Source organism: Methylacidimicrobium tartarophylax (genome assembly GCF_902143375.2).
Classification (GTDB): domain Bacteria; phylum Verrucomicrobiota; class Verrucomicrobiia; order Methylacidiphilales; family Methylacidiphilaceae; genus Methylacidimicrobium; species Methylacidimicrobium tartarophylax.
Window position 1 is genome coordinate 1 of sequence record NZ_CABFVA020000098.1, and the last position, 10,017, is coordinate 10,017.

Genomic DNA, 10,017 nt, shown 5'->3' on the forward strand with positions numbered 1-10,017 from the left:
GCGTCTTGCCCACATCCCGAAGCCGCTGGAGAGCTGGATCGACCGACTCGGCATCCGCTCTCTCTTCCGAAATCCGCCGGCCTGGGCGACGGCGTAGCCATAAAGACAAATCCGGTTGTTCTCTCGCAACCGGTTGCGATTTTTGGCCCGGCAGTTCGGTCAACAGCCGCCGATCAGGACGCGCGTTAAAGTCCGCAAGCGCTCATCCCCTCTATCGAGCCAAAGGGCGATATGTGTGTTGAGCAGGAGACGTTCCGTCACCGCGCGATCTCTCGGCCGGTCTCGGCATCGGGCCCGAGATCAAGCGCCGGCGCGGTGAGGTCGACGCCTTCGCGCACTCGCACGGAACCGCGATGCGTCCCGAAGAGCGAACCAGAGCGGGCATACTGCTCCAGCAGGCGCCGGACAGCCAGGGCGACCGCTTCGATCGGATTACCCTCGGTCAGCTTCTTGGCGGTTTCCTCGATCAGCGCCACGACTTCCGGTCGGTGGATGATGACCCCGTCGGCCATCGGGTACCTCTTGCAGGTGGTGAAAGTGTCATAGAATGTTTTTATTCTTATTCAGGACGCGAGCTTTTCCGTCTCTCCGCCATGCTGCCTCCCACTGCACTGGGCGACGCATCCTTGATCACCGCGCACGAGACATGCAGGCTACAGCCGACCCGCTTGTGGAAACAGGTCTCGCCCCCCGATAGTGTCCACTTTTTCGTGTGTGGGTCGGTCTTCGGGTTTGCTGTTTGACAGTAAAGAAATTCGTTCTCACGCCGTCAACTCGGACCGGAGAGACCGCTTCCGCTTCGCCAAAGCCGTCCATGTCCCATCTCATGAACTCTCCATCCCATGCCCAAGCAGTCACTTCCGTTGATTACGACAGTATTGGTATTGTGGAATTGACAGGGCTCTTTCCTTCCGCCAAGGTGCGCTGGCCCAACCAACATGGCAACGCACACGCTAGCTAGGGGAAGGCTGTCCATCACGGCAATGGGTGCAGCACTCTGGACCGTAGCTCTTCCGTTTCTCTGCGTGGCCGGGCCGAGTTCCAGCGAGGAGATTTCCGCCGAGGAGCCCTCGGTTGAAAAGGCGGCGGCGCGGCTCAAGCTGCTTCGCTCTCCGGAGCCTGTGGAAAACTGGACCAAGGGGTTAGTGGTCGGCGGCTTCTTCGGCGGCGCATGGCCGTCCTCGCAGCAGGTTTCGGGAGTCGCCCAGACTCCGGGTGGCCCGCAGAGTTCCCATGGCGTTTCCCAGACCCACACCGGCATCTTCGCCGGCCCCTATCTCGGCTACAACTTTATGGATGCGGGCTTGCCGCTCTCCCGGGACGGGAAGTGGAAGGCGATTCCCGGGGTGCTGCTGATCCTCAACTACGCGGAAATGAGCTCTTCCGCTCTTTCTTATGGTCCCTCTTCGGCCGGACCCATCGCTTCCAGCGGCTCCAGCCGGACATTTCTCCCGGAGATCGGCGGGGTGGTCCTGATCTCGAACCCCACCCGCTTCGTGCCGTTCCTCGGAGCCACCGCCGGAGTGGCGCTATCGTGGGCAAGCGGAAACTCGGTGGTAAGTCCCTCGGGCGCGGAGCTGGTCGCTCCCGGCCAGACGGTCTTTACCTATGCCCCTTCGACGAAGGTCATGGCAGGAGTCGCCATCCGGATTGTCCCCCACTGGAATTGGATCCTCGGATACGCGACCCGCTTCATTGCCCCGACCAGTTCGACGGTGGAGGGCCTCAATCCGGATGTGGTCTCCTCGATTCAGTCGCGTACCGGCTGGTACCAGGATTTCGAAGGTTGGGTCGCCCTCCAGTATGACTTTGGCACATTGCGGCAGCCAACCACGATTCCTTGACCGGGTCAGCCGGCAACAGCGAACGGATCAGCGGTCCCTGCCTCCTCCGCGAGGCTGCCGGGATGGAACCCCGGGAAGGAAGCGGTGGGCATCCCGCGTCTCGGATTGAACCTGCTGGCTCAGGCTCTGGGCACTCTTGCGCAGCGAGGGATCTTCCTTGCCGATCTCCTGGGCGAAGGCACCGATCGCGTGGGATTCTCTCCCCAGGGTCTGCTCCTGCTTGTCGATCGCCATCTGATCGCGGGCCAGCCTCTTGCGATCGTCCCGCAGCCGCTTCCACTCTTCCGGATGGAGGGCCTTGTCTTTCTGGGCGCGAACCAGATCTTCCCCATATTTTTTGTGGAGGGTCAGCAGCTCCTTGCGGGTGCGTTCGAAGAGGTGAACGTGGCGACCGGCCTGGGTAACGATCAGGCAGGTGGGGGAGTGAGACTCCTTGCCTTTTTGGCGAAGCGCTTCCATCGCCTTTTGCGCATGGCTCTGCGGATGGAAGCCAGGGCGGGATGCTGGATCGGAAGGAACGGGCGGAAGGTCGCGTCCCTCGCGATGGGCCTCCTGGGCCAGGAAGGCCCCTTGCTTTCGCAGCTCGGGATGCTCCTCGCCAAAGCGAGCAGCATCGCGTTCGAGCGATTGGGCGGTATGTCGGACGGTTTCCTTGTCCTTGCGGAGGACCCGCCAGTCGTGGCGAAGCGTTTCCTCGTCCTTGACGGCCCGCTCGGGGTGGAGGCGCTGGTCTTGCTGAAGTTGGGTTGCGTCCTTCACCACCCTCGTGGTCTGTTCGAAAAACTCGTTCCTCTGGTGCTGGAGCTGGCCGAATTCTTTCGCCAGCCCCTCTTCTTTCCGGGGAGCTTCCCCACCGATGGCCCGGGACTCTTCCCGGAGGTGTCGAAGCGCTTCACGAGCCTGCATCGGGGTTATTCTTGCTCGACCCTCCCCTGATGGATGATCTTTCGCGGGAGGATGGGGCGAGGGGGAGTGGGTCTTTTCCGTAGGATAGGGACCGGGCGAGGAAATGGCATATTCGTCCCACTCCACGGGCGGAAGCGGCGGGGAGGATTCGCGCTGCTTTTCCGCATCCCATTTCGGGTGGGCGGCATCGGCCTTGTGGCTGCTTTTTTGGCTCAGTTCGTCGACCTTCGTCCGAAGTTCGAGCAGCTCTTTCTGGGCCTGATCTAGCTTCTCGTTCATCGCGCTCAAGAGGGGATCGTAGCTGGTGCCCTTGGGATCCTGGGCGGCACATGGCCCAGATTGGCTCTGAGGCCGGATCGTCGGGGGGAGATCTTGGGTGGAGTTCTCTCCTCTTTCCTCCGGCTTCTTCTCGTCCCGTTCCTTGTTGAGAGCGAGCAAGGGGGATTCGCGCTGCTTTTCCGCATCCCGTTTCGGGTGAGCGGCATCGGCCTTGTGGCTGCTTTTTTCAAACAGATGGTTCAGTCCCGTCCCAGTCCAAACTGCCGCCGTTACCTTCTGACCCAAATCTAGGGTCTGGCCTAAAAACTGGTCCACCGCGCGCTCGAGCGGCTGGGAGGGGGAGAGATCTTGGGTGAACTGCTCTGCTCTTTCCTCCGGCTTTCTGGCTTCTGCGGACATGGCACCTCCGTCTTTGCTCTTTTCCTCTTGCGTCTATCGGGAATCCCCACCCAGCTCAGTTTGGCGGGAAGGGGGCTCCTCCCTTCTTCTGTTAGGCGATCGGGGCTCGCCGCGCATCCGGCAGGCGGAGTTTTTCTCGATTCACCCGTGGGCACCAGCTTGGCCGGGCAGCGAGTCCGCAGAGGTCGACCGTGCACACGCAGACGGATAGGTCACTTGGCGGCCTCTCACCCGCGCCCAGGGAGTGAGTTGGTGAGGTTGGCCATGTCTGGCATCAAGGAGATGGCGTACAGGAAGTCCGCGGGCAACCAGGGCGTCGGCGATGAGCGAACGGTGGCAGCGCCATGGGACTGTCTCCGCGCAGAGGAGGACGAGGCGGCTCTTCCTGGCCAGATCTTCCAGGTGATCGAGCGCGGAGGAAAACTCCGGGGTCTGCATGTAGTCGGCGAAGCCTCGGAAACTTGCGTTTCGCCAGGCTCCGTTTGGAGAATCCCGCTTTGGACGGCGCAAGCCTCCAAGGGAAACCATATGCTCGTATCCGATGTCGTGAACGGCCAACGCCGCGGGAAGGGTCTCCTTGTTGAACTGCGGATTGTGCCGGGACTTGGGAATCGTTCGGACATCGACCACGAAGGAAATCTCTTGGATCTTCAGGATGTGAACGAACTCTTCCAAGGACCGCGTGCCGTGTCCGAGGGTCAAGACGGCGGGGCGGGGCAGGGGCGCACTCTTCGGATCCACAGGAGAAGATACGTCTCCGGGCCGGGTGCGGCGAACGAAGAGGCGACCGGGTCACGAGGCAAGAAATCCTCTTCCTCTGCTTTGTCTTTGACAGAGTGTCTGCCTCGTTTCACGCTAGGCGCCGACCAGTGAGGGAATCGATCGAGGTATCCGCTATCCTTGTGACCTACAACAGCCGACCGGTGCTGGACGGCTGCCTCCGGTCGCTTCAGGCGCAAGAGGGGATTCGGCTGGAAATTCTCGTCGTCGACAATGCGTCCGGAGACGGGACGGCGGATTGGATCGCCGGGAAGTTTCCCGAGATCAGGCTCTGGAGAAATCCCGAGAATATCGGCTTTGCACGGGCCTGTAACCAGGGAATGCGAGCGGCAAGGGGCGAGATTCTGCTTTTTGTAAATCCGGATCTCCGATTTCCGGATTCCGATGCGGTGGCACGGTTAGCCGCCTCCTTGCGCGCCGACCGATCTCTCGGAGCGGTCGGGCCGGCCCTCTACGAGGAGGGCGGCTCACGGCAGCCGAGCACGGCTCGTGCGTATCCCAACGAACGTTGGACGAGAGGGGCGCTGGGCATCCTGCCGGGCGAGCTTGCGGCCCTTCTGGGGGCCTGCCTGGCTCTGCGCTCCGCAACCGCCTCGAGGGTAGGGGGGTTCGACGAAGACTTCTTTCTTTACGGGGAAGACCAGGATCTCTGCCTTCGCCTGCGCCGACTCGGCTTGCGGCTCGCCTGCCTCACGGAGGTGCGAGCGGTTCATATCGGCCGCCACAGCGAGGAGGGCACGAACCCGAGGGCCTACTGGCAAAAGAAGCTGGCAGGGGAATATCTCTTTTACCGAAAGCACTATCCGGCTCGTGCGCTTCGGTGGATCCGAATCAGTCAATGGGTGAAGAGCTCCTGGGAGCTTTTCCTGCTCGGACTGGTTTGGCCGATCGCCGGGCGGACGAGCGCCTGGAAGGAGCGATGGGGAAAGTATGGCGCGATTCGGGCAGCGGCGGCGGGAAGGAGGGAAGTCGGCCTGAAGAAAGGGATGCTCTCCTTCGGCCATTGGCAGCCTGCCGCCTTGGGTGGGGCTCGCGAATGACGCAGGACTTCCGAGGGGATTTCGACGAGCTGCTCGGCCGGTTTGATTCCGGGAAGCCCTTTGCCTTCGCCCGCTATAACGATGGGGAAGCCCGCGTCTTGGCCAACCAGCCGGTCGGATGCAAGCACGAATGGCAATACCGGCCGAACAAGGACCTTCATTTCCGCTCGTCGCTTCGAGAGTCGCTCCGAATCCAAGACGACTCCTTTTTTTACGGTCTTCCTTCCTGGGACATGAGTCCGTGGATGCATGATCTGGTGCGAGGCCTCACCGCCGCGCGTCGGGAAAGCCTGACCTTTGCCGCGCTCTTCGCCAACGGGAATCACGATCGCTTTCTGGAGGAGTTCGTTCCCCGGCTCCGCCGGTCGAACCGGCCCACGATCTTCATGGGAAATGCCCGCCTTTCCCGTCCTCGGCTCGAGGAGGCTCTCGGCATCTCCGATTTCCTTCCCCTTTCGGGGGACTGCATCCAGCTCTGGAAGCGCAGGGAGCGGGAGCTCCTGGACCTGCTCGATCTGAAGGCCTCTCTTTCCCGTGGAGCGGTTTTTCTCGTTGCAGGGGGGCCCCTCGGAAAGATCCTCATCCACGCGCTCTGGAAGGTTTCGGCGGACAATGTCTACCTTGATGTCGGATCCGCGCTCGATCCGCTGCTTTTCGGAAGGCCGACGCGGGCCTATCATCGCGATCCAATGAATCGAGCCGTGATCCCCTGCTGGAAGCCGGAGGGGGAAGCGGAGGAAGCTACCCTGGTGATGGAACGCTCTCAGGAGAAAGAAGCACGCTGATGTCCCCTTCCGAAAGGCCGCAGGTTACCGTGGGAATTCCGGTTTTCAACGGAGCCCGCTTCCTTGCCCAAGCATTGGAAAGTGTTTTGGCCCAAAGCTGGCGGCCGATCGAGGTGATTGTGGTGGACGACGGCTCCACGGACGGAACGCCGAACATTCTGGAGAAGTATCGAGACCGGGTGATCGTCTATCGTCAGAGTAATCAGGGCGCGGCGGCGGCAAGGAACCGGGTTCTCTTGGAAGCTAAAGGGGAGTGGATTCAATACTTGGATGCCGACGACTACTTGGAACCCTGGAAGATCGAGCGCCAGTGGACCGAGTGCACCAATCCGGATGCCGACGCCATTCTCTCTCCTCTCCTCGAAGAGCGGTGGAAAGGGGGAAAGCCGCTTCCGGTCCGGCAGCCGAAAGACGAGGGGGACGCCGACCCGGTCGTCCGGTGGCTTGAGCGTAAAAACCCACAAGTTGCTGCCGGCCTCTGGCGTAAAAAGTCGCTGGTGAGCATCGGGGGTTGGAATCGTTCGATTCGCTGCGCGACGGAGGACAACGAGATCTACCTACGGGCACTGCAGGCCAATTTTCTTTTCGTCTGGACGCCGACCGCGGGCGCCGTCTACCGGGCCGACTGGTCGCAGGGGTCGTTTTGCCATCGTGATCATGCAGCTCTTTTTCGAACTGAGCTCTCCCTGCTCGACAAGATGACCTGCTGGCTACAGGAGCAGCAGCAGTGGACGGCGAGGCGCAGGGAAGCGGCGGCATGGACCTATTTCCAAGTGCTCCGGGAGATCGCCAAAGACAATCTCAGGGAGGCGGCGGAACTCTATCGAGAGCGTCAGAAGCGTGGCCTTGTCTATCCCTGCGGGCCGAAAGCGACGCCGAGCTATCGCACGCTCTTCGGCGTGCTCGGCTTCGAAGGAGCGGAAAGGGTCTGCCGGGCCGCAAATCTTTTTCGCCCCTTGGACAAGCGCTTGCGAAGTTTTAGGCGATAGGGGGGTGGCACGAGAAGACGAGAAACCGCATCTTGATCACGAGGTCTCCTCGGTCAAGGATTGGCTTGAGGAGGCTAACGTTTGGATCCCGATCTTACCCATTGCGCTTTGGAAGGAGGCCTAGCATGCATGATTGCGTCGATTCGTCACAGGAGAAGGGCAACGAGCGTTACTGTTTTTGCGACATTCGGGCCGGGTTTGCCCGCCTGTTTTCCGATCGGTTCTGGTTTCCCAAGATCGTCCTCGGAGGTATTCTGCTGATCAATCCCGTCCTTTTATCCGTAGCTCCGAAGTGGATCGGCGGATGGACGCAACATAAATTCCTCTCCTTCGGCCTTCTCATCGTTAATGTCTGCAGCTTCTGGTTCGCCTTGGGTTTTACCTACGAAGTTCTCCGCAGAGCGCGCTTCGGCGGGAGGCAGTTGCCGGAATGGAGCAGTCGTGTTCTCGGCCAATATCTCCGCGAAGGCGCGGTGAAGTTCGCAATCTCCCTGACGACCTTGCTCTTGCCGCTCTTCCTTTGGATGGCGGCCTGCTATGGACTCTTCATCCGGCTCCTGGGACTTCCCTCCAATCTGCTTTCCGTTTTCATTCCCTTCGGGACCTGGTTCGCGGTGCCGTTTTGCGCGGTCGCCTGCTGCCGCTGGCTCGATGGCGCTTCGGTCTCCTCTTGCGCCCTCGATTATCGGGAAAATTTCCGCCTGTTTTGGAAAAGGCGAGGCGACTTTCTGATCGCCTCGGCCTTCCTCGGTGGACTCAACGCCATCCTGATGTCCTTTTTTTACACGATCCCGATCGCCCTTTTTTTCGGTCTCTGCCTGGTCGATACCTGGTTTGGGCCGATTTATGCTTCCGCCGTAGAGAAGGCATCCGGCTCTTTCGCCCCGGCGGATTCGTCGGCTTCTTAGGAACTGCGACTTCATCCTGTGATTTCCCTCGACTCGGCAGCGGCGACGCCGATTCATCCGGCAGTACTCGAAGCGATGCTCCCCTTTTTCCGGGAGCCGGGCAATCCGGCCAGCCTCTACAGCGCAGGTACCCGGGCGCGGCAAGCCTTGGAAGAGGCGAGGGAAGTAGTAGCCTCCTTTTTGGGCGCCTCTCCCTCGGAGATCTTCTTCACCTCCGGTGGAACGGAAGCCATCAATCTCGGCCTCAAAGGCTTCTATGAAGCGAACCGCAAGCGCGGCAATCGTATCCTCTCCTCCCCGGTGGAATCGGTCGCCGTCCTGCGTTCGCTCGACTGGCTGCGCGGGCAGGGGGCGGAGATCGGCTGGGTACCCGTGGACCGGGAAGGGGGTGTCGATCCCGCTGCGATCGCGGCGGCTCTTACTCCCGAGACCATCCTCGTCTGTGTCCAATGGGCCAACGGGGAGACCGGTGCGATTCAGCCGATTCCAGAGATCTCCCGAGTTTGTCAGGAGGCGGGCACCACCCTTTTCTGCGATGCAACGGCAAGCGTGGGCTGGCTGCCCATCGACCTAGGCCAAATCTCTGTCCCGCTCTTCGCATTCCACTTCCGCGGGTGTGGGGGGGCGGTGGGAGTAGGGGCCTTGCGCAAACAGGAGAGAGTGGCCCTCTGCTCCCAGATTCATGGGGGTTCCCAGGAGAAGGGGCTCCGCGCCGGTACCGAAAATCTCCCGGGCATCGTCGGAGCGGCCAAGGCGGTCGAGCTGACCTCCGGAACTTTAGCCGCTTCGACATCCCGGCTTCGCTCTCTTTCGCAGAAACTCTGGGAGGCGATCCGCAGCACGATTCCCGCGCTCCACTGGCACGGTCCTCCGCCCGGTGAGCAGCGTCTGCCGCATCACCTCGCTTGGAGTGCGGAAGGCGCGGAAGGAGAGGCACAAGTACTTGCCTGCGATCTCAAAGGAATTGCGATTGCCGCTGGCCCGAGCTGTATAAGCAAGTCGTTGCGAGGCAGTCATGTCCTTCGTTCGATCGGGATTCCGCAGCGGTTGGTGATGTCGGCAATCCAGCTCACGCTAAGCCGGGAGACTTCGGAAGCGGATCTTGACTCATTTTGCCAAGTCTACACCAGGGTGATCGAGCGGTTGCGCTCGATGTCCCCTGCCTGGCAGATGGTGAAGGATCGCTTGCCTTCGAAGCCGTCCGCAGGGGAGGCCGGCCGGTGAGTGCTCCCGAAAGATCGATCGCGAGCCGAGTCGACGGCTTGTTCCCATTCCAAATAAAACGCTGGTTGGGGTGGCTCGCGTTTTCCGCAGGGCTTCTTGCCGCCGGTTTTTTCCTCTCCTTTCCGATGGATTTTGCCGCTTACCGAGTCGTTCAGCAGATCGATCGTCCTACCTTTCAACAAATTGCGCAGCAGTTCAGCTTCTGGGGCGATTATCTTCCCGGAAGCATTCTCGTCTCGATCCTGTTTGCGATCGGGAGCCTGATTGCAAAGAGCCGGCGGGCTCGATCAGCTGCCCTGGCAAGCTTCCTAGCCGCATCCGTGGCAGGGATAACCCTGGACGCCGGCCGCTTCTCTTTCGGCCGACCCCGGCCCTACGCCACCGTCGCCGCCGCGACTCTGCGAATCGGACGGAAGCCGGAGCCGAAGGTCTCCTTCGGCAGAACCCGCCCGGACAACGATCTTCCCGATGGGTTGTACGGCCCGCTCGGCATCCATATGTTTCAGGGCTTTCCTTCGGGCCATGCGGCCTCGTCTACCGCGAGCGCAGCCGCGATCATCCGCCTGGTTCCGCAGCTCGGCATCCCCCTTGGCCTCCTCGCTCTCGGCGTCTGCTGGTCCCGAATGGAACTACGGCAGCACTACCTATCGGATGTCACTGTAGGCGCAATCTGGGGCACGCTCTGGGGGATACTCTTCGGCACGCTCCTTTGCCGACGTCTGTCGCGCCGTACGACGCCACCTCCTGCCTCTCGGCCCGAAAAGGAGATTTGAACGAAATCGTTGAATCCGACGTCGAACTCATTGGAAACATCGAACGAATCGTTATCCTCCTCTAACGATTCCCGAAGGAGCGGCACGGCA

General features: G+C 61.2%; 10 protein-coding genes. 7 read left to right on the forward strand and 3 right to left on the reverse strand.

What is annotated here, in order from left to right; all coding sequences use genetic code 11:
- Positions 1–257 precede the first annotated feature (257 nt).
- Positions 258–512, reverse strand: a complete 255-nt coding sequence (locus tag MAMT_RS08720; protein WP_142660611.1) for a hypothetical protein — start codon at positions 510–512, stop codon at positions 258–260.
- Between the two features lie 471 nt (positions 513–983).
- Here MAMT_RS08720 and MAMT_RS08725 point away from each other — a divergent pair, with 471 nt between their 5' ends.
- Positions 984–1,844, forward strand: a complete 861-nt coding sequence (locus MAMT_RS08725; protein WP_142660613.1) for a hypothetical protein — start codon at positions 984–986, stop codon at positions 1,842–1,844.
- Between the two features lie 27 nt (positions 1,845–1,871).
- Here MAMT_RS08725 and MAMT_RS08730 read toward each other — a convergent pair whose 3' ends face one another.
- Both MAMT_RS08730 and MAMT_RS08735 read right to left on the reverse strand, forming a co-directional pair.
- A complete protein-coding gene (locus MAMT_RS08730) occupies positions 1,872–3,428 on the reverse strand; it encodes a hypothetical protein (protein ID WP_142660614.1) in 1,557 nt (518 codons plus the stop codon).
- A 141-nt stretch (positions 3,429–3,569) separates the two neighbouring features.
- Positions 3,570–4,169, reverse strand: coding sequence for a DUF488 domain-containing protein (locus MAMT_RS08735; RefSeq protein ID WP_142660616.1), 600 nt, complete (start codon positions 4,167–4,169; stop codon positions 3,570–3,572).
- A 128-nt stretch (positions 4,170–4,297) separates the two neighbouring features.
- On the opposite strand from MAMT_RS08735, the gene MAMT_RS08740 reads away from it, so the two are divergent.
- The 6 genes from MAMT_RS08740 (at position 4,298) to MAMT_RS08765 (ending at position 9,927) form a co-directional block, all read left to right on the forward strand.
- A complete protein-coding gene (locus tag MAMT_RS08740) occupies positions 4,298–5,248 on the forward strand; it encodes a glycosyltransferase family 2 protein (RefSeq protein WP_281289112.1) in 951 nt (316 codons plus the stop codon).
- Entirely contained in the window at positions 5,245–6,033 is a 789-nt protein-coding gene (locus MAMT_RS08745) for a hypothetical protein (RefSeq protein WP_142660619.1), read from the forward strand. Before MAMT_RS08740 ends, MAMT_RS08745 begins: the two co-directional genes overlap by 4 nt.
- Positions 6,033–7,022: a glycosyltransferase family 2 protein gene (locus MAMT_RS08750; protein WP_142660620.1), complete on the forward strand. Its 990-nt coding sequence runs from the start codon at positions 6,033–6,035 to the stop codon at positions 7,020–7,022. Before MAMT_RS08745 ends, MAMT_RS08750 begins: the two co-directional genes overlap by 1 nt.
- A 125-nt stretch (positions 7,023–7,147) precedes the next feature.
- Entirely contained in the window at positions 7,148–7,930 is a 783-nt protein-coding gene (locus MAMT_RS08755) for a DUF4013 domain-containing protein (RefSeq protein ID WP_142660621.1), read from the forward strand.
- An 18-nt stretch (positions 7,931–7,948) separates the two neighbouring features.
- Positions 7,949–9,154, forward strand: a complete 1,206-nt coding sequence (locus MAMT_RS08760; RefSeq protein WP_178087035.1) for a cysteine desulfurase family protein — start codon at positions 7,949–7,951, stop codon at positions 9,152–9,154.
- Complete coding sequence (locus MAMT_RS08765) at positions 9,151–9,927, forward strand: phosphatase PAP2 family protein (RefSeq protein WP_142660625.1); 777 nt, start codon at positions 9,151–9,153, stop codon at positions 9,925–9,927. The genes MAMT_RS08760 and MAMT_RS08765 overlap by 4 nt, the downstream gene beginning before the upstream one ends.
- The last annotated feature ends 90 nt before the right edge of the window (positions 9,928–10,017 follow it).